Source organism: Aeromonas sp. 25-248 (assembly GCF_053005425.1).
Map to the genome: position 1 here is coordinate 47917 of NZ_JBRKTB010000011.1, position 18851 is coordinate 66767.

20 protein-coding genes are annotated in these 18851 nt (G+C 61.7%); 13 read left to right on the plus strand and 7 right to left on the minus strand.

The genetic code is table 11. The annotated features are described in order from the left end of the window. Nucleotides 1–133 precede the first annotated feature (133 nt). The 4 genes from rfaH to metN all read right to left on the minus strand — a co-directional run bounded on the left by rfaH (nt 134) and on the right by metN (nt 3236). On the minus strand, nt 134–634 hold the full coding sequence (rfaH, locus tag ACVDHI_RS15200; protein ID WP_010673182.1) for a transcription/translation regulatory transformer protein RfaH: 501 nt from the start codon (nt 632–634) through the stop codon (nt 134–136). Between the two features lie 97 nt (nt 635–731). Then, nucleotides 732–1532 carry a methionine ABC transporter substrate-binding lipoprotein MetQ gene (metQ, locus tag ACVDHI_RS15205; RefSeq protein WP_010673183.1) on the minus strand — a complete coding sequence of 267 codons (801 nt, stop codon included), beginning with the start codon at nt 1530–1532 and terminating at the stop codon, nt 732–734. 26 nt (nt 1533–1558) lie between these two features. Beyond that, nucleotides 1559–2212 (minus strand): methionine ABC transporter permease, encoded by a 654-nt coding sequence (locus ACVDHI_RS15210; protein WP_029313844.1) that lies wholly within the window; start codon nt 2210–2212, stop codon nt 1559–1561. Continuing rightward, on the minus strand, nt 2193–3236 hold the full coding sequence (gene metN, locus ACVDHI_RS15215) for a methionine ABC transporter ATP-binding protein MetN (RefSeq protein ID WP_039040957.1): 1044 nt from the start codon (nt 3234–3236) through the stop codon (nt 2193–2195). Before metN ends, ACVDHI_RS15210 begins: the two co-directional genes overlap by 20 nt. A 471-nt stretch (nt 3237–3707) precedes the next feature. Here metN and ACVDHI_RS15220 point away from each other — a divergent pair, with 471 nt between their 5' ends. Next, nucleotides 3708–4163 (plus strand): hypothetical protein, encoded by a 456-nt coding sequence (locus ACVDHI_RS15220; protein ID WP_039040959.1) that lies wholly within the window; start codon nt 3708–3710, stop codon nt 4161–4163. Between the two features lie 52 nt (nt 4164–4215). Here ACVDHI_RS15220 and ppgK read toward each other — a convergent pair whose 3' ends face one another. Then, nucleotides 4216–4959, minus strand: coding sequence for a polyphosphate--glucose phosphotransferase (ppgK, locus tag ACVDHI_RS15225; RefSeq protein WP_010673187.1), 744 nt, complete (start codon nt 4957–4959; stop codon nt 4216–4218). Nucleotides 4960–5042: 83 nt separating this feature from the next. Further along, nucleotides 5043–6197, minus strand: a complete 1155-nt coding sequence (gene queG / locus ACVDHI_RS15230) for a tRNA epoxyqueuosine(34) reductase QueG (protein WP_447212239.1) — start codon at nt 6195–6197, stop codon at nt 5043–5045. Nucleotides 6198–6296: 99 nt separating this feature from the next. On the opposite strand from queG, the gene ACVDHI_RS15235 reads away from it, so the two are divergent. From ACVDHI_RS15235 to ACVDHI_RS15280, 10 genes are all read left to right on the plus strand, one after another. Further along, nucleotides 6297–7799, plus strand: a complete 1503-nt coding sequence (locus ACVDHI_RS15235) for an NAD(P)H-hydrate dehydratase (RefSeq protein ID WP_439838251.1) — start codon at nt 6297–6299, stop codon at nt 7797–7799. Nucleotides 7800–7816: 17 nt separating this feature from the next. Further along, complete coding sequence (gene tsaE, locus ACVDHI_RS15240) at nt 7817–8290, plus strand: tRNA (adenosine(37)-N6)-threonylcarbamoyltransferase complex ATPase subunit type 1 TsaE (RefSeq protein WP_029313846.1); 474 nt, start codon at nt 7817–7819, stop codon at nt 8288–8290. Beyond that, nucleotides 8281–9831: an N-acetylmuramoyl-L-alanine amidase gene (locus ACVDHI_RS15245; protein WP_447212240.1), complete on the plus strand. Its 1551-nt coding sequence runs from the start codon at nt 8281–8283 to the stop codon at nt 9829–9831. The genes tsaE and ACVDHI_RS15245 overlap by 10 nt, the downstream gene beginning before the upstream one ends. Before the next feature lie 106 nt (nt 9832–9937). Continuing rightward, complete coding sequence (gene mutL / locus ACVDHI_RS15250) at nt 9938–11821, plus strand: DNA mismatch repair endonuclease MutL (RefSeq protein ID WP_408813319.1); 1884 nt, start codon at nt 9938–9940, stop codon at nt 11819–11821. A gap of 92 nt (nt 11822–11913) precedes the next feature. Beyond that, a complete protein-coding gene (gene miaA / locus ACVDHI_RS15255) occupies nt 11914–12831 on the plus strand; it encodes a tRNA (adenosine(37)-N6)-dimethylallyltransferase MiaA (RefSeq protein WP_447212241.1) in 918 nt (305 codons plus the stop codon). A 72-nt stretch (nt 12832–12903) separates the two neighbouring features. After that, a complete protein-coding gene (gene hfq, locus ACVDHI_RS15260; RefSeq protein WP_011704864.1) occupies nt 12904–13167 on the plus strand; it encodes an RNA chaperone Hfq in 264 nt (87 codons plus the stop codon). 63 nt (nt 13168–13230) lie between these two features. Then, nucleotides 13231–14517 carry a ribosome rescue GTPase HflX gene (gene hflX, locus ACVDHI_RS15265; RefSeq protein ID WP_447212242.1) on the plus strand — a complete coding sequence of 429 codons (1287 nt, stop codon included), beginning with the start codon at nt 13231–13233 and terminating at the stop codon, nt 14515–14517. Between the two features lie 93 nt (nt 14518–14610). After that, complete coding sequence (hflK, locus tag ACVDHI_RS15270) at nt 14611–15762, plus strand: FtsH protease activity modulator HflK (protein ID WP_010673195.1); 1152 nt, start codon at nt 14611–14613, stop codon at nt 15760–15762. A 3-nt stretch (nt 15763–15765) separates the two neighbouring features. Further along, entirely contained in the window at nt 15766–16650 is an 885-nt protein-coding gene (gene hflC, locus ACVDHI_RS15275; protein ID WP_010673196.1) for a protease modulator HflC, read from the plus strand. Between the two features lie 91 nt (nt 16651–16741). Next, entirely contained in the window at nt 16742–16930 is a 189-nt protein-coding gene (locus tag ACVDHI_RS15280; protein WP_324058900.1) for a DUF2065 family protein, read from the plus strand. An 88-nt stretch (nt 16931–17018) separates the two neighbouring features. On the opposite strand, the gene ispB is transcribed toward ACVDHI_RS15280, so the two are convergent. Then, nucleotides 17019–17990, minus strand: coding sequence for an octaprenyl diphosphate synthase (gene ispB, locus ACVDHI_RS15285; RefSeq protein ID WP_010673198.1), 972 nt, complete (start codon nt 17988–17990; stop codon nt 17019–17021). A gap of 242 nt (nt 17991–18232) precedes the next feature. Between ispB and rplU the strand changes: the two genes are divergently transcribed. Beyond that, on the plus strand, nt 18233–18544 hold the full coding sequence (gene rplU / locus ACVDHI_RS15290) for a 50S ribosomal protein L21 (protein ID WP_005304210.1): 312 nt from the start codon (nt 18233–18235) through the stop codon (nt 18542–18544). Nucleotides 18545–18561: 17 nt separating this feature from the next. Further along, the gene (gene rpmA / locus ACVDHI_RS15295) at nt 18562–18819 is read left to right on the plus strand and encodes a 50S ribosomal protein L27 (RefSeq protein ID WP_010673199.1); all 258 of its coding nucleotides are present in this window, start codon (nt 18562–18564) and stop codon (nt 18817–18819) included. Nucleotides 18820–18851: the final 32 nt, after the last annotated feature.

An 18851-nucleotide genomic window follows, 5' to 3' on the forward strand; every position in this document is an offset into this window, starting at 1 on the left:
TCTGCCCCGTTTTTTTCGGCCCGACAACCTGGTGGTGGAAGGATGCACGACGCAGGTGTGGTCCTGACCGTTCGGAAGCAGGGGGATGGTGTCTTGTGTACTGCCCTGTGGCTCTTTCTGCCGACAGGACGGGTCACTCCAGGCGGCGGAAGGCCTGGTTTTCGAAGCTGCTGCAGGTCTCCTGGTTGAGCAGGTTGACCAGCAGGATGGCCCGCTTTTCGCCATCCGGCTCCAGATAGATGGCTTCAAACCCGGCGAGGGGGCCGGATTCGATAAGTACCTTGTCTCCCTGGGTCGGCAGACGGGCATAGCTGGCGCGCGCCTCGTCGCTGTCGTCCCGGCTCATGAGCCGGTAGATCAGCTGGCTGCTGACGGGGGTCCACTCCTTGCCGAAGTGGATGATGCGACTGATGCCCCGGGTCGATTTCAGGGTGACCGGGGTGACCTCTTCCAGATCCACGTAGATGAAGAGGTAGTTGGGGAACATGGGCTCGCGCTGGGGCACGCGCTTGCCTCGCCGCAGTTTTTCAATCTCGACCATGGGGTAATAGGATTCAACGCCCTGGGCTGCCAGATGGGCGCGGGCGCGGGCCTCTTCCTTGGGTTTGCAGTAGGCCAGATACCATTTCTTCATTGTTGTTCTGTTTTTCGTGTTGCCGTGCTTGCGGCTATCATAACGGGGGTAAAAAAAAAGGCCACGCTTGACGTGGCCTTTTTTCCAGAGTGAGTGATTACCAACCTTTCACCAGACCGCCCTTGAACAGCTCGGTCCCCTTCTTGAAGACCTCGTCGGTCTGGAAGGACTGGACGAACTCCTTGACCTTCTCGTCGTCCTTGTTGTTCTCGCGAGCAACGATCAGGTTGACGTAGGGGGACTCCTTGTCTTCGACAAACAGGCCGTTCTCGGTCGGGGTCAGACCAATCTGACCGGCGAAGGTGTTGTTGATGATGGCCAAGTCCACGTCTTCCAGGGAGCGCGGCAGTTGTGCGGCTTCCAGCTCGACGATCTTGAAGTTGCGCGGGTTGCTGGCGATGTCCAGTACGGTCGCTTCTAGACCGGCACCCTCTTTCAGCTTCAGCAGGCCCTGCTTCTCCAGCAGGATCAGGGAACGACCCAGGTTGGTCGGATCGTTCGGCACCGCTATCTGGGCACCGTCTTTCAGCTCGGACAGGGCCTTGACCTTCTTGGAGTAACCGGCGATCGGGTAGACGAAGGTGTTGCCGACCGGCACCAGCTTGAAGCCGCGATCACGGATCTGGGCATCCAGGTAGGGTTTGTGCTGGAAGGCGTTGACGTCGACGCTGCCGTCGTTCAGGGCCACGTTCGGGGTGACGTAGTCGGAGAAGGTGACCACTTCGACGGTCAGGCCGTATTTTTCCTTGGCAACCTTGGCCGCGGTCTCAACCAGCTCGGTCTCGGGACCGGCGATGGCGCCCACCTTCAGGGTCTTGTTCTCTTCCTTCTGGCCGCAGCCGACCAGTACCAGGGTTGCCAGCAGCGCAGCTGCTGCGGATTTGATGCCCAATTTCATAAAAACCTCCTGTCAGAAATCGACGATTAACGATGATCACATTGTTTGACCAGGCGCTCACCCGCGCTCTGGATGAGTTGAACCAGCACCACCAGAATGACCACGGTGACCAGCATGACGGTGGGATCGAAACGCTGGTAGCCGTAGCGAATACCCACATCACCGAGACCACCGCCTCCGATGGCACCTGCCATGGCGGAGTAGTTCACCAGGGTGACGAGGGTGATGATGACGCTGTTGAGGATCCCCGGCAGGGCCTCGGGCAGCAGCACCTTGGCGATGATTTGCAGGGGCTTGGCCCCCATGGCCTTGGCCGCTTCCAGCAGACCGTCAGGCACCTCCATCAGGGCCCCTTCCACCAGGCGGGCGATGAAGGGAATGCAGCCCACGGTCAGCGGCACGATGGCGGCGATGGTGCCGATGCTGGTGCCGACGATGAAGCGGGTCAACGGAATGATGGCGACCAGCAGAATGATGAAGGGCACCGAGCGACCGACGTTGACGATGACGCCCAGGACCTTGTTGAGCAGCGGATTGGCCAGGATCTGGCCCGCCTTGGTCACGTGCAGCGCCACGCCGAGCGGCAGGCCGAGCAGGCAGCCGAACAGGGCGGAGGCAAACACCATGATGAGGGTGTCGCCCAGAGCCGAAATCAGCAGATTAATCATTGCTTCGGACATAACCCATTACCTCCAGCTGAATGTGGTTGTCGATGAGGAACTGTTGGGTGGCCTCGCACTGGGCCTCGTCCCCGAACAGTTCCGCCAGCAGGAAGCCGAACTTGACGCCACCGGCGTATTCGATGTCTGCGCTCAGGATGCTGATGTCGATGTTGAAACGGCGGCTCGCCTCGGAAATCAGCGGCGAATCCACCGTGGTCCCGGTAAAGCCGAGCTTCACCAGGGGATAGCTGCCGGGCACCCGGTCGCTACTCATCCGATCCTGATACTCCTGGGGCACTTCCAGGTGGATGGTGGAGTGGATGAAATCCCGGGCCAGCTGGGTCTTGGCATTGCTGAAGAACCAGGCCACTTCCCCCTGCTCGATGAGACGGCCGTCGCTGATGATGGCCACTTCGTCGCAGATCCCCTTCACCACGTCCATTTCGTGGGTGATGAGCAGTATGGTGAGCCCCAGCTTGACGTTGATCTCCTTGAGCAGGGTCAGGATCGAGCGGGTTGTCTGCGGGTCGAGGGCCGAGGTGGCCTCGTCACACAGCAGAACCTTGGGAGCCGGTGCCAGGGCACGGGCGATGGCGACGCGCTGCTTCTGGCCGCCGGAGAGCTCGGACGGATAGGCGTGGGCACGGGCTTCCAGCCCGACCAGGGCCAGCAGTTCGCTGACCCGGCTCTGGATCTTGTCCTTGCTCCAGCCCGCCAGCTCCAGCGGGAAGGCGATGTTGGCGGAGACGGTGCGAGAGGCCAGCAGGTTGAAGTGCTGGAAGATCATGCCGATCTGGCGGCGAGCCTGAGTCAGATCCCGCTCGCTGAGGGCGACCAGGTCCTGGCCATCGACGATGACCTGCCCCTCGGTGGGGCGCTCCAGCAGATTGACGCAGCGGATGAGGGTACTCTTGCCGGCACCGGAGGCACCGATCACCCCGAAGATCTTGCCTTGGGGCACATGCAGGCTCACGTCACGCAGGGCGTGCACGGCATCACTGCCTTTACCGTAGACTTTGTTGAGACCGATCAACTTAATCATGGATTCTTCCGTGCTAACAGCCTTAAAGCACAGGGCGCTACAGGCGGGTAAATTGGGCAGAGGTTTCACTGGGTAGCTCTGTCATCATGGAGGATGATGCTAAGATGTCCGGATGGCTGTGTCAACGCATGTTTTTACGTCTAGACGTCTAAAAAATGGATAAGGATTCCCGCCATTTGACTATGGTGTGGAGGTATCACCACCAGCATCAATATTAGATTCCGATTTGGTGACTTTAGTCCGAATATAAGCTGGTAAATATCTTTTATGTCGTCGATTTGATGCCTCCCTTCGGGCAAGGTGCCCGGTTGTCCGGGCAGCATCGCTGCCGGTTTCCCTTTCCTCCTGCTGTCTCTTTTTCTGCTTTCTTTTCCATCTCCTTGATGCAGAACAATAAATGACCAGTTCGTGGCCGTGTCGACATGCCAGCTCCCTATACTGGCTGCAGGTGGATGCTAGGAGGGAGGCGAGATGCGATTCCAACAGATCAAGGACCTGATGCTCTATCTCGAGGAGCTTCATCATCGGCAAGGGCGCATTTACGGGCGCCAGATCCCCCGGGTGGATGCTGAGCGCAGCAGGATGTTGCTGGCCTATCTGCAAGGGCGGGAGGATGCCGCGGCGGCTCATCTGCACGATTATCGCGAGCAGATGGGAAGCGCGGTGAAGGAGACCTGGCTGGATCAGGGGTTTGGCGAGGATCTGCTGGCCGAGGGGGATCGTCTGGCGCTGCCCGCAACAACCCAGCCCGCGGAGATAGTGGCCCTGGTGTCACGCCAGGAGGAGAGGCTCATCGGCGAGCTGGAACGCCTGGCCCGGGAGTGCCCCACGCCCGATACGGCGGCGCTGCTGAAAGCCCTGGCCTCCATGGCCCAATCCCGCCTGACCCGTCTGGTACACGGTGCTCATCGCCTCGACGATCTCTGAGCCCGGATGGGAGAGACCCGGCACGGGCCGGGTCTTCTGATGTTGCTGGCGGTCAGCCCCCTTGCCGGGCCGCGCCATAGAGGGCGGCGCCTATGATGCCGGCCTGGTTGAGGTTCGCGGCCGCCACCAGGGGAGCCCGGGTCTCAATCTTGTCGATGAACTTGTCGAGCTTGGCGGCGCTGCCGCCCCCCAGGATGAAGAGGTCGGGGGAGAACAGAAACTCCAGGCGAGCCAGGTATTTGTTGAAACGTTTGCCCCAGCGGCCCCAGGAAAGATCCTCGCGCTTGCGCACCGCATCGGAGCAATAGTGTTCGGCCACCATGCCTTCCAGCATCAGGTGACCCAGTTCGGTATTGGGCAGCAACTGGCCATTGACGAAGACGGCGGTACCGATGCCGGTGCCGACGGTGATGAGAATGATGACCCCCTGGCGATCCTGCCCGGTGCCAAAGCGCATCTCCGCCAGACCGGCCGCATCGGCGTCGTTCAGGACATGGCAGGGCAGGCCGGTCACATCGGCAAACAGGTGGGCGGCATCGGTCTCAATCCAGCTCTTGTCGATGTTGGAGGCATTCTTGGCGATGCCGTTGTGGATGGTGGCGGGAAAACCGCACCCCACGGGACCCTTCCATTGGAAGTGTTCGACCAGCGCCTTGAGGGTGTGTGCCACGGCGGCCGGGGTTGCCGGTTGCGGTGTGGCGATGCGGTGGCGTTCGCCAATCAGCTCCCCGGTTTCGGTGTCGACCAGGCAGCCCTTGATCCCGGACCCCCCAATATCTACTCCCAGCATCTGCATCAGAATCTTCCTTTTATTGTGCCGATGTTCAATGGTCGGCAGAGCATGAAAAAATGGCTGCGATCCGGCAAGTGCCAGATCACTTATGCGTGATCCGGCAGACCTTTTTCGATGCAGCGGATCAGCAATCGCGTCTTTTTATTCTCTTCCTGCTGACGCCTGGCCAGGGTCGCCAGCGCCCACTCGATATGCTCGGCCACCATGGACGCCGCCTCAGGCAGCGCCTGTTGCAGGGCGGCCAGGACCTCGCTGCTGGCCGGTCCGTTGCCAAGGGCCACCGCTAGGTTGCGACGCCAGCGCTGATAGCCGATGCGGCGGATGGGGCTGCCTTCCGTGTGCTTGAGAAATTCGGCTTCGCTCCAGCGCCACAGCACCAGCAGGGGAGGGCGATGCAGGTCGGGACGGGGACTGAAATCGGGTTCGGGGCTGGCATCGGCATAGCGGTTCCAGGGGCAGATGAGCTGGCAGTCGTCACAGCCATAGATGCGATTGCCCATGAGCGGCCTGAACTCCTCGGGAATGGGGCCGTCGTTCTCGATGGTGAGATAGGAGATGCAGCGCCGTCCGTCTACCACATAGGGGGCGATGATGGCACCGGTGGGGCAGATATTGATGCAGGCCACGCACTTGCCACACAGCTCCTTCTCCACCGGGGTATCCACGGGCAGCGGCAGGGCGATGAGCAATTCTCCCAGAAAGAAGAAGGAGCCGGCGGACTCGTTGATCAGCAGCGAGTGCTTGCCCACCCAGCCAAGGCCCGCCTTGGCCGCTAGCGGCCTTTCCAGAATAGGGGCCGAGTCGACGAAGGGGCGCCACTCGCCCAGGGTTTGTCCCGCCGCCTGCAACAGGGTGTCGCACCGCAGCTCGATGCGCTCCCCCAACTGTTTGAGCCGGTTGCGCAGCACCTTGTGGTAGTCGCGGCCGAGGGCATAGCGGCTGATGTAGCCGAGGGTGGGATCGCGCAGGGTGGCGGCAAAGCCCGCCTCGAACGGGAGGTAGTTCATCCGCACCGAGATGACCCGCAAGGTGCCCGGCAACAGCTCGTGGGGGCGGGCCCTCATCATGCCGTGGCGCGCCATGTAGTCCATGGTCCCGTGATAACCGGCATCCAGCCAGGCCTGCAACCTTGGCTCTTCCAGAGTGAGGTCGGTGTCGGCGATGCCGACCTGGTCAAATCCTAGCTCCCTTGCCCAGAGCTTGATATCGTGGGCCAGTTGCGCAAGTTCGGCAGCCGTCATGCAGCATCCTCCCTCTGCCTGCAGGAGTGTGGCAGGCGCAGGGCGGCAATATGGCGTGCCAGTTGCCAGGTCATGGGATGATGAAACGTGGGGGCCGTCATGGTAGAGGTGTTCGGGGACGCTATCCGCAAAAATGAGTGGGAGAGTCTAGCACAACCCCTGTGGCGGGCCGAGCAGATCCGCAGCATGGAACTGCGCTGGGCCGAGCAGGAGGGGTTGCCCCTCTATGTGCTGATGGAGCGGGCCGGGAGTGCGCTGTGCAACTATGCCTGTCACCACTGGCCCGACAGCCGCCAGTGGTGGATCTTCGTCGGCCCTGGCAACAACGGTGGGGATGGCTACGTGCTGGCCCGCCTTGCCCGGCGCATCGGCCTCGAGCCTTTGGTGATTGCCGCCCGGGCTCCCGGCCTGCTGAGGGGAGATGCCAGGCGGGCTGCCGAAGAGTGGCTCGCATCGGGGGGGAGCGTGACCATGGCCGAGGATCTGCTGCCCGCCACGCTGCCGCCGCCGGATCTGGTCATAGACGCACTGCTCGGTACCGGCGTCCAGCTTCCCCTCTCCTCGTCAATGACAAAGATCGTCGCAACAATCAATGGCTTGAACGCGCCCGTGCTGGCGGTGGATCTCCCCTCCGGTCTCAATGCCGACACCGGCCGCGCCATGGGCGCACTGGTGCGTGCCACCCGCACCCTCACCTTCATCGGCATCAAGCAGGGCATGCTCACCGCCGACGGGGTAGACGGAGTCGGCCACCTCGACCGGGATCCTCTGGGAGTGACGCCGGGGGAGGAACGGGTTCCCGCTGCCGAGCGGATCGATTATCCCAGCCTCAAGGGGTTGCTGACCCCGCGCAGGCGCTCGGCTCACAAGGGACACAGCGGCAAGGTACTGCTGACGGGGGGGAACCTCGGCATGCAGGGAGCCCTCCTGCTGGCGGGTCAGGCCTGTCTGCGGGCGGGGGCGGGATTGGTACGCCTGCGCCAGCACCCTGATTGCCCGGCGGCCAGCTTGGTTCAACCCGAGCTGATGGGATGCCCGGCGGACATGGATGAAGGGTGGGCATCGGTGCAGGTACTGGGGCCCGGGCTCGGTCAGGATGGGTGGGGCCGGGCCCGGTTCGAACAGGGCATCGGAGCCGCCGTGCCACTGGTATTGGACGCCGATGGATTGAATTGGCTGGCGCAGGCCCCCCGTCATCAGGATAATTGGGTGCTCACGCCCCACCCCGGGGAGGCGGCTCGCCTGCTGGGTTGCTCCATCGCCGAGGTCGAGGGAGACAGGTTTGCGGCCGTCTCGCGACTGCAACAGCGCTACGGTGGTGTGGTGTTGCTCAAGGGGGCGGGGTCGCTCATCTGCGACGGCAGGCGCATTTCCCTGTGCGACGAGGGCAACCCCGGCATGGCCAGTGGCGGCATGGGTGACCTCTTGTCTGGTATAATCGCCGCCCTTCTGGCTCAGGGCTGGTCTGCGGGCATGGCCACCCGACTCGGGGCCGTGATCCACGCAGAGGCCGCCGATCTGGCCGCTGCCGAGGGTGAGAGGGGCATGCTGGCATCGGATCTGCTGCCCTGGATCCGTCGTCTGGTCAATCCGACACAGTAACAAGTAACAAGAAGAACATGGCAAAAACCTTGATGATGACACTGCCGGACGAGGCAGCAACAGTGGCGCTGGGTGGCCGTCTGGCAAAGGCGTGCCAACAGGCCACCACGGTATTTCTGCACGGTGCCCTCGGGGCCGGCAAAACCACCCTGACCCGAGGCTGGGTGCAGGGACTGGGTCATGAGGGCAAGGTCAAGAGTCCGACCTATACCCTGGTGGAACCCTATGAGCTTGCCCAGTGGCAGGTCTATCACTTCGATCTCTATCGACTGGCGGACCCGGAAGAGCTGGAGTTCATGGGCATTCGCGACTATTTCGCCGCCGATACCCTCTGCCTGGTGGAGTGGCCAGAGAAGGGCGACGGCTGGCTGCCAGCCCCGGATCTCGAGATCACCCTGAGTTATGCAAACGAGCAGCGCGAGGTGCAGATTGATGCCCGCACTGCTATCGGCGAAGCCATTCTGGAACGGTTGTCATCTCAGTGCGCGTGATCCTTGTTTTTGTTCTCTCCCTGATGGCATTGCCCACCTGGGCCAATCAGCTCAAGAGTGTGCGGGTGTGGCCATCACCGGACAACACCCGGGTGGTGCTCGACATGAGCAGCGCCCCCAATTTCAACTACTTCACCCTGACCGGTCCGAACCGTCTGGTCATCGACCTGAAAGGGGCGAGCAACGCCACCAACCTGGCCCGCATCGAGAACAAGAGCGAGCTGGTGCGCAAGATCCGCGAGAGCACGCCGCTGGAGAAGGGGGGCCTGCGACTGGTGCTGGATCTCGGCTCTGCCATCAAGCCGGTGGTCTTCCCGCTGGCGCCGGCAGGCCCCTATGGCCACCGTCTGGTGATCGATCTTCCCTATGAAGAGAAGGGGAGCGCTGCGGCGCAGCCCGCTCCCGTCGGGGGGCACGGCAAGGCCATCGTCATCGCCATCGATCCTGGTCACGGCGGGGAAGACCCGGGCTCCATCGGCCCGCGCCGCACCTACGAGAAACGGGTGACCCTGGCGGTCTCCCAGAAGCTGGCGGCCCTCATCGACCGGGAGCCCGGCATGCGAGCCGTGCTGACCCGCCGTGGCGACTACTTCGTCGATCTCAACAAGCGCTCCGAGATTGCCCGCAAGGCCAAGGCTGACCTGCTGGTGTCGGTGCATGCCGACAGCTTCCACAACTCGACTCCTCGCGGCGCCTCCGTCTGGGTGTTGTCGACCAACCGCGCCAACCGCGAGATGGGTAGCTGGCTCGAGAAGCAGGAGAAGCAGGGTGAGCTGCTGGGGGGCGTTGGCAAGGTATTGGCCGAGTCTGATCCCAACCCCTATCTGGCGCAGACCTTCCTGGATCTCTCCATGGACAAGTCCAGGGCCGAAGGCTATGACGTCAGCCGCCAGATCCTGCGCTCGCTCGGCCGGGTGGCCAGATTGCACAAGAAGGCGCCGGAACATGCGAGTCTGGCGGTGCTGAAGGCGCCGGACATCCCCTCGGTACTGGTGGAGACGGGCTTTATCTCGAACCACGCCGAGGAGAAGCTGCTGGCCACCGCCAGCTATCAGGATCAGCTGGCCCGGGCCATCTTCGAGGGGATCCGCAACTATTACCGCAGCCATCCGACCAAGGGGCCCATGCTCACCGGCAAGGGCCAGGTTGCCGCCCCGCCGCGTCAGGCGCCTGCCAGCAAGCCGCTCGCCGTCAGCAAGCCGGTTGCCCAGCCAACGCAGCAGGTCGTGACCAACCGGATGCCGGCGAGCGAGCCCTATCGCGTTGGTGAGGGCGGCGCCCCGGTCAGCAGCGTCGGCAGCGCCTCCGGTGCCGGCGTGATCAAACCTTACAAGGTCGCAGCCCAGGAGCCGAGTGCGCCGGTAGCCAGCGTGCAGAGCAACGACAAGTCCAACATGATCCGCCACGTGGTCACCCGCGGCCAGAGTCTCTCCCGTCTCGCCGAGAAACATGGGGTGAGTCAGGCGCGACTGGTGGAGATCAACAAGCTCAAGTCACGGGACATCCAGATAGGGCAGGTGCTCTATATTCCGCGAAAATAGCGCGGGCTGAAGAACGCCGCCCTTCTCTGCCGATGGCAGGGAGGGGCGGTGAGCGTTGATGGCGCCAGGTCCACCTCTTCCCCTTTTTCATCTGCAGGAGCAAGCGATGCCAATCCGTATATTGCCGCCGATTCTGGCCAACCAGATTGCTGCCGGTGAGGTCGTGGAGCGGCCCTCCTCCGTGGTGAAGGAACTGGTGGAAAACAGCCTGGATGCGGGGGCTGACCGGGTCGAGATCGACATCGACAAGGGAGGCGCCAAGCTTATCCGCATTCGTGACAACGGCTGCGGTGTCGCCAGGGATGAGCTGGTGCTGGCGCTGTCGCGCCACGCCACCTCCAAGGTGGCGACCCTGGACGATCTGGAAGGGATCAACAGCCTGGGCTTTCGCGGGGAGGCGCTCGCCTCCATCAGCTCCGTCTCCCGCCTCACCTTCACCTCCCGTACGGCAGAGCAGAGCGAGGCCTGGCAGGCCCAGGCGGAAGGGCGTGAGATGAGCGTCACCGTCAAGCCGGCAGCCCACCCGGTGGGCACCACGGTGGAGGTGGTGGATCTCTTCTTCAACACCCCGGCGCGGCGCAAGTTCATGCGCAGCGAAAAGACCGAATTTGCCCACATCGACGAACTGGTGCGCCGCATCGCGCTCTCCCGCTTCGACGTCACCCTGATCCTGCGCCACAACGGCAAGGTGGTGCGCCAGTACAAGGCGGCCAACACGGTGGCGGAGCAGGAGCGCCGCCTCGCCGCCGTCTGCGGCTCCCCCTTCATGCACCATGCCCTGGCGGTATCGAGCGAACACAGCGACGTGCGGTTGTGGGGCTGGCTGGCCACCCCGGCAGGAGCCAGGCCGCAGAACGACCTGCAATACACCTATGTCAATGGCCGCATGATGCGGGACAAGCTCATCAATCACGCCATTCGCCAGGCCTATGACGAGCTGCTGCCCGCCGACCGCTTCGCGGCCTATGTGCTTTATATCGAGCTGGATCCCCGCCAGGTGGACGTCAACGTCCATCCGGCCAAGCACGAAGTGCGTTTCCATCAGGCGCGTCTCATCCACGATTTCATCTTCCAGGCGCTGTTTACCGCCCTGCGCCAGGACGGGGCAGGGAGCGCCACCGATGCCCCCCTGGCCGAGACCCAGGTCGAGCTGCCGGGCAGCCCGGAGATCACCTATCCGGGTCAGGCGCCGCGCACCGAGTGGTACGGTGCCGAACACGGCTATCGGGCTCCTGCCCCTGCGCGAGATGGCGACGGCGTGCGGGAAGGCGGTGGTGGCAGGGGAGGACACTACCAGCCTCCCGAGCCCCCGAGCCGGGCCGCGATGCGAGGCATGGGTGCCTTGCTCACCACCCTGCCCGAGGTGGCGATGCCAGAATCCCGGCCCGTAGCCGAGAGCGGTGCCGTCGAGACGCCAGCCCGAACGGGGGAGTGGCGTGCCCTGAGCCTGGTCGAGCAAGCCTATCTGCTGATGGAGCGTCAGGGGCAGCTGGCGCTGCTCTCCCTGGTGCGCGCCGAGCGTCTGTTGTTGCGCCACTGGCTGCTGGATGCCTGGGGCCAGGGGCTGGCGGCCCAGCCTCTGTTGCTGCCGGTCTCCTTCAAGCTGCCGAAAAACCTGGTCGCCATGGTGGAGGAGCGGGAACGCCTGCTCAAACGCATGGGGCTGGAGTTGAAAAGCGGGGGACGCGACACCATGATCCTGACTCGGGTGCCTGCCCTGCTGCGCCAGACCGATCTGGCCCGCCTCTTACCCGAATTGTTGCAGCTGGTCGAGAGCGGATCTGACAGTGATGCCGACGCGCAGGCTGGGGTACTATGCCAGTGGTTGGTGGAACAAGGCATAAGTGCCGAAAAAATATACGATTTTGCCACTGCCACCCGGTTGTTGACGGAACTTGTTGCCGATTTCAGTGACCAACTGGCAGACGTTCGCATGGTGCGCCCGTTGCCGCTGGCGAACGTGCTGGCCGAGTTTGCCGATGGCAACTGACGGCGTCTCGTCGTCTGTTGCATCCATATGACCAGTTTTATGCCGGCTCGCCCGTGAAGGGGCGGCCGAAGGGAGTGTTTAACGTGGCTGACTTGCCGACTGCAATTTTTCTGATGGGGCCGACGGCCTCCGGCAAGACGGATCTCGCCATTGAACTGTGCCAGGCCCTGCCCTGCGACATCATCAGCGTGGACTCCGCGCTCATCTATCGCGGCATGGACATAGGTACCGCCAAGCCGACGCCAGCCGAGCTGGCGCAGGCCCCGCACCGGCTCATCGACATCCTGGATCCCGCCATGAGCTATTCGGCGGCGGATTTTTGCAAGGATGCCCTGCGGGAGATGAAAGAGATCGCCGACCGTGGTCGCATTCCGCTGCTGGTGGGCGGCACCATGCTCTATTTCAAGGCGCTGCTGGAGGGGCTTTCTCCGCTGCCTTCCGCCGATCCCGCCGTGCGGGCCGGCATCGAGGAAGAGGCTGCCCGCCTCGGCTGGCAGGCGCTCCATGACGAACTGGTGCGCATCGACCCGGTGGCCGGTGCCCGCATCCACCCCAACGATCCCCAGCGCCTGTGCCGGGCGCTCGAGGTTTACCGCATCAGCGGCAAGACCCTCACCGAGCTGACCCAGGTACAGGGAGAGGGGCTGCCCTACCGGGCGCTGCAGTTTGCCATCGCGCCGAGGGATCGGGCCGTGCTGCACCAGCGCATCGAACAGCGGTTTGACAAGATGCTGGGCAGCGGCTTCGAGCAGGAGGTCAGGGCGCTTTACGAGCGGGGGGATCTCACCCCGGATCTTCCCTCCATTCGCTGCGTGGGATACCGCCAAATGTGGGACTACCTGGCGGGGGAAGTGGAGTATGGTGAGATGCGTTATCGCGGCATTGTTGCCACCCGCCAGTTGGCCAAGCGTCAGATGACCTGGTTGCGCGGTTGGCCTGATGTGACCTGGTTGGAATCTGGTGAGTCTGGCAATCTGGCCAGGGTCGTCGCCCAAGCTGGTCCGGCTTGACACTCCTGTATAATCAGGTTGTTATATTGAATATCCGGTGTTTAAAAACAACAAACTATAAGGAAAAGAAAGATGGCTAAGGGGCAATCTCTCCAAGACCCGTTTTTGAATGCGCTGCGCCGTGAGCGTATTCCTGTTTCTATCTATTTGGTGAACGGCATCAAACTGCAGGGTCAGATCGAATCGTTTGACCAGTTTGTCATTCTGCTGAAGAACACCGTGAGCCAGATGGTCTACAAGCACGCCATTTCCACCGTGGTGCCGGCCCGTGCCGTCAACCATCACCAGCACGCCCCGGGCGCCGCCGGTGAAGAGCAGGGTGAAGCCGAGGCGTGATATCCTGCGGCGAGTCCACTCGCCAACTCAGATCCATCATGATACCTGTCAAGGAGCAAGCGCTTGTTTGACCGTTACGAAGCTGGTGAACAGGCCGTTCTGGTACATGTCAACTTCAGCGATGAGGGCGAGCGGGAGGATCTGGACGAGCTCAAGATGCTGGTGAGCTCGGCCGGGGTCAATGCACTGGGGGTGATCACCACCAGTCGCAGCGCACCCAGCGCCAAATTTTTTGTCGGCAGCGGCAAGGCGGAAGAGATCGCGTCCCAGGTCCAGATGCTGGACGCCGATGTGGTCATCTTCAACCATGCCCTGACCCCCGCCCAGGAGCGCAACCTGGAGCGTCTGTTCCAGTGCCGGGTCGTGGACAGGACAGGCCTTATCCTCGATATCTTCGCCCAGCGCGCCCGCACTCACGAAGGCAAGTTGCAGGTCGAACTGGCCCAGTTGCGCCATCTTTCCACTCGTCTGGTGCGAGGCTGGACCCACCTTGAGCGACAAAAGGGGGGGATCGGTCTGCGCGGCCCGGGTGAAACCCAGCTTGAAACCGACCGACGCCTGCTGCGTGAGCGCATCAAGGCCATTTTGGGCCGCCTCGACAAGGTGGCCAAGCAGCGGGAGCAGGGGCGCCGTGCCCGCAACCGCAACGAAGTGCCGACCGTTTCTCTGGTGGGGTATACCAACGCCGGAAAATCCACTTTGTTCAACCAACTTACAGATGCCAGCGTGTATGCTGCCGACCAATTGTTCGCAACCCTGGACCCCACCCTGCGCAAATTGGTGATCCAGGATGTGGGTGATGTGATCCTGGCGGATACAGTTGGATTTATTCGGCACTTGCCCCATGATCTGGTCGCGGCCTTCAAGGCGACCCTGCAGGAGACTCGCGAAGCGGACCTGCTGCTGCACGTGGTGGACTGCGCCGATGAACAGATGCAGGAGAATATCGAGTCGGTCCAGCGTGTGCTGGCCGAGATCGAGGCGGATGACCGTCCCCAACTGATGATCTGCAACAAGATCGACAAGCTGGGGGATCGTCCGGCTGGTCTTGAACGGGATGAGGCTGGACGACCGGTGCGAGTCTGGTTGTCGGCCCAGACTGGCGAGGGCAGTGAATACCTGTTCCAGGCACTGACCGAACTGCTGGCCGGCTCCATGGTGCATCACACCCTGCAACTGCCCCCTTCCGCCGCCAGACTGCGCAGTGCGCTCTATCGGCTGAAAGGTATCGAGCAGGAAGGTTTCAGCGAGGAGGGGGACTTTGTGCTGGAAGTTCGCCTGCAACTGGCTGACTGGAACCGCCTCATGAAACAAGAAGGTGAGAGTTTACAACGCTTTATCAGGCATTGATGGGTCGATGAACATAACTGGTTTGCTGATTTCATCGCCCCTCTGTGGCCCGATAGAGATGATATCCATCCGCATGTATTAATGGAGACGCTGATGGCTTGGAATGAGCCTGGTAACAATGGCAAAGACCGTGACCCCTGGGGGAACAACGGCAAGAATCAGGGCCCCCCTGATCTGGACGAGATGCTTCGCAAGGTGAGCCGTCGTTTTGGCGGTCTGCTCGGTGGTGGCAAATCCGGTGGTGGTGACGTCGGCAAGTTCGGCCTCTCCATCGCGCTGGTGGTGGCCGTGGTGGTATGGGTCGTCAGCGGCTTCTACACCATTCGCGAAGCCGAGCGGGGCGTGGTGCTGCGCTTTGGCGAATACTCCCACAACGTGGATCCCGGCCTGCGCTGGAAACCGACCTTCATCGACCGGGTGATCCCGGTGGACGTGGAGTCTGTCCGTTCCCTGCCGGCGTCCGGTTTCATGCTGACCCAGGATGAGAACGTGGTGCGGGTCGAGATGGACGTGCAGTATCGCGTGGTCGATCCCGAGCAGTACCTGTTCAGCGTGACCAATGCAGACGAGAGCCTGAGCCAGGCCACGGACAGCGCCCTGCGCTACGTGGTGGGTCACACCCGGATGGACGATGTGCTGACCACGGGTCGTGAGAAGGTGCGTCAGGAAACCTGGCAGGTGATCGACAGCATCATCGAGCCTTATCAGATGGGTCTGCAGATCGTGGACGTCAACTTCCTGCCGGCGCGTCCGCCGGAAGAGGTGAAGGATGCGTTTGATGACGCCATCTCCGCCCAGGAAGATGAGCAGCGTTTCATCCGTGAAGCGGAAGCCTATGCCCGTGAAGTGGAGCCCAAGGCTCGTGGCCAGGTCAAACGTCTGGAGCAGGAGGCCGAAGCCTACAAGTCCCAGATCGTGTTGAAGGCCAAGGGTGAAGTCGCTCGCTTCAACGAGCTGCTGCCCCAGTATCAGGCCGCGCCCGAGCTGACCCGTGATCGTATCTACCTGGAAACCATGGAAGAGCTCTATCAGCAGGCCAACAAGGTGGTGGTCGACATGCCGGCTGGCAACAACAGCATGATCTACCTGCCGCTCGACAAGCTCTCTGGCAAGGCGAATGCCGTGCAACCGGCACGTCCTGCGGGCACCCCGGCAGTCGAGGCGGCCCAGCCGTCCAACGAAGGGGCCAACTCCACTCCGACCCCGCTGCGTGGCGGTGATCGTTTCAGCACAGGGAGAAACTGATAGATGAAAAAGCTAGCTATTGGTGTCATCGCTGTGGCCGCCATGGTCTGCTTCTCTTCCATCTTCATCGTCGATGAAGGACAGAAGGGGATCGTGGTGCAGTTTGGCAAGGTGAAACGGGTCGACTCCGGTGAACCGCGCCTGTACGAGCCGGGCCTGCACTTCAAGGTGCCGCTCATCGACCAGGTACGCAAGATGGATGCCCGCATCCAGACCCTGGAAGGCCAGGCGGATCGCTTCGTTACGTCCGAGAAGAAGGATCTCATCATCGACTCCTACGTGAAGTGGAAGATCGAGGACTTCTCCAAGTACTACCTGGCGACCGGTGGTGGCAACAAGATCCAGGCTGAAGACCTGCTCAAGCGCAAGATCAACAACGGCCTGCGTTCCGAGATCGGTAACCGCACCATCAAGGACATCGTCTCCGGCGAGCGCAGTACCGTGATGGAAGATGCCCTGATGAAGATGGCGCGCTCCTCCGAGCTCGGCATCAAGGTGGTGGATGTGCGCATCAAGCAGATCAACCTGCCGGTGGAAGTTTCCAGCTCCATCTATCAGCGGATGCGTGCCGAGCGGACTGCGGTAGCCCGTGAACACCGTTCACAGGGCCGCGAGCAGGCCGAGATCCTGCGTGCAGACATCGACCGCAAGGTGACCGTCATGATCGCCGACGCCGAGAGTAATGCCCGTCAACTGCGTGGTGAAGGGGATGCCGAAGCCGCCAGGATCTATGCCGACAGCTACAAGAAGGACCCCGAGTTCTTCAGTTTCGTGCGCAGCATGGAGGCCTATCGCAAGAGCTTCGCCGGTGGGAACGACCTCATGGTCCTGAAACCGGACAGCGAGTTCTTCCGCTACCTCAAGTCGCCGCACGGCAACAAGCAGTAAACATGTGTTGATATGACCCAAGGGCCTGATGATTCAGGCCCTTTTGTTTGCCGGCCACAGACCGGCAGGGGAACAGGGACAAGGAGAGGTGATGCTGACATCCATGTTGATGGGGCTGGGGTTGCTGCTGCTCTTCGAAGGATTGGGGCCCTTGCTTGCTCCCAGGGCATGGCAGCAGATGCTGCGCCTGCTCGGGGAGTTGCAGCCGGAACAGCTGCGCCGCATCGGCGGCTGTCTGGTGGTGGCAGGTGGTGTCATCTTGTGGGCGTTGGCCCGTTAGAATCTGTGTTGATACGACAGTGGCACGGGGAATTCGGACAATAAAAAAGAGGCCCTCTGGCCTCTTTTTTATTGTCCGCCGGCTGGCATCAGGCGCTGCGCTGCACCGCCATGTGGGCCAGGGTCTCCAGCGCTTGCTTGTGCCGGGAGTCCGGCAAGATGGCGAGGGCGGCGATGGCCTTGTCAGCCTCTTCCCGAGCCCGCTGGCGGGAGTATTCGAGAGCTCCGGTGCGATCCAGGATGCCCAGAATACGCTCCAGGTGATCCATACCGTTGCGGTGCTCGATGGCATCGCGCACCAGTTGACGCTCTTCCGGGGTACCCACTTCCATGGCGCGCAACAGCGGCAGGGTCGGCTTGCCTTCGGCCAGATCGTCACCCACGTTCTTGCCCATCTCCTCGCTCTGGGAGCAGTAGTCCATCACGTCGTCGATGATCTGGAACGCGGTACCCAGGTACTTGCCGTAGTCGGTCATGGCCTGCTCGACGGGCTCGGGCTGATGGGTCAGCACGGCGGCGAGTCGGGTCGCGGCTTCAAACAGCTTGGCGGTCTTGCAGTAGATGACCGTCATGTAGCTCTCTTCCGTGGTATCCGGATCGTTGCAGTTCATCAGCTGCAGCACTTCGCCTTCGGCGATGGTATTGGTGGCATCGGAGAGGATCTCCATCACCTTCAGGTTGGAGAGTTCGCTCATCATCTGGAAGGAGCGGCTGTAGAGGTAGTCACCCACCAGGACGCTGGCGGCGTTGCCAAACAGGGCGTTGGCGGTTTCCCGGCCGCGGCGCAGGTCGGATTCGTCGACCACGTCGTCGTGCAGCAGGGTGGAGGTGTGAATGAATTCGATGATGGCGGCCAGTTTCAGGTGATCTTCACCCTCATAGCCCAGTGCGCGTGCGGCCATCACGGTCAGCATGGGGCGCATCCGTTTTCCGCCTGCACTGACAATATAGAAACCCAGCTGGTTGATCAGGCTGACATCGGACTGGAGTCTCGCCAGGATCAGTTCATTGACCGCCGTCATGTCGGCGGCACAGAGCGCACGGATAGTCTGTTGGTCCATAAGTCTCGTAACGTGACGGCAGCATTTACTGCGTTTTTAGCAATGGCGGGGATTCTACACGATTTCACAATGGGTTACAGTTAGGCGTTTATTCACGGGGGCAGATATGCGCACAAAATAAACTTTTTGCTAAATTGGCCTTGCCTCGGCAAATCGTTCTGCGTAGAATGCCCGCCCATTGTTATAGGTTTTTGTGCGTGTCTGGCCTTGAGCAAATGACACGCCTTTACGGAGTTAATCAAATGTACGCGGTATTCCAAAGCGGCGGAAAACAACACCGTGTGGCCGAAGGTCAAATCGTTCGTCTGGAAAAGCTGAACGTTGAGACTGGCGCTACCATCGACTTCAACGAAGTGCTGATGGTTGCTGCAGGCGACACTTTCAAAGTAGGTGCTCCTTTCGTTGAAGGTGGCAAGGTTGTGGCTGAAGTTGTGGCTCACGGCCGTGGCGAGAAAGTGACTATCGTCAAGTTCCGTCGTCGTAAGCACCACCGTAAGCAAGCGGGCCACCGTCAGTGGTTCACTGAAGTCAAAATCACTGGCATCAGCGCTTAATTAGAGGAGTCCGATAGATGGCACACAAAAAAGCTGGCGGTTCATCCCGCAACGGTCGCGATTCTGAAGCTAAACGCCTGGGCGTGAAGCGTTTCGGCGGCGAAACAGTTCTGGCTGGCAGCATCATCGTTCGTCAGCGCGGCACCAAGTTCCACGCTGGTGAGAACGTTGGTCTGGGCAAGGACCACACTCTGTTCGCTACCGCGAACGGTAAAGTGCAGTTCGAAGTTAAAGGTCCGCAGAATCGTAAGTACGTCAGCATCGTTGCTGAGTAATTACGGACCGCAAGGATCCGAAGCCCCGCCAA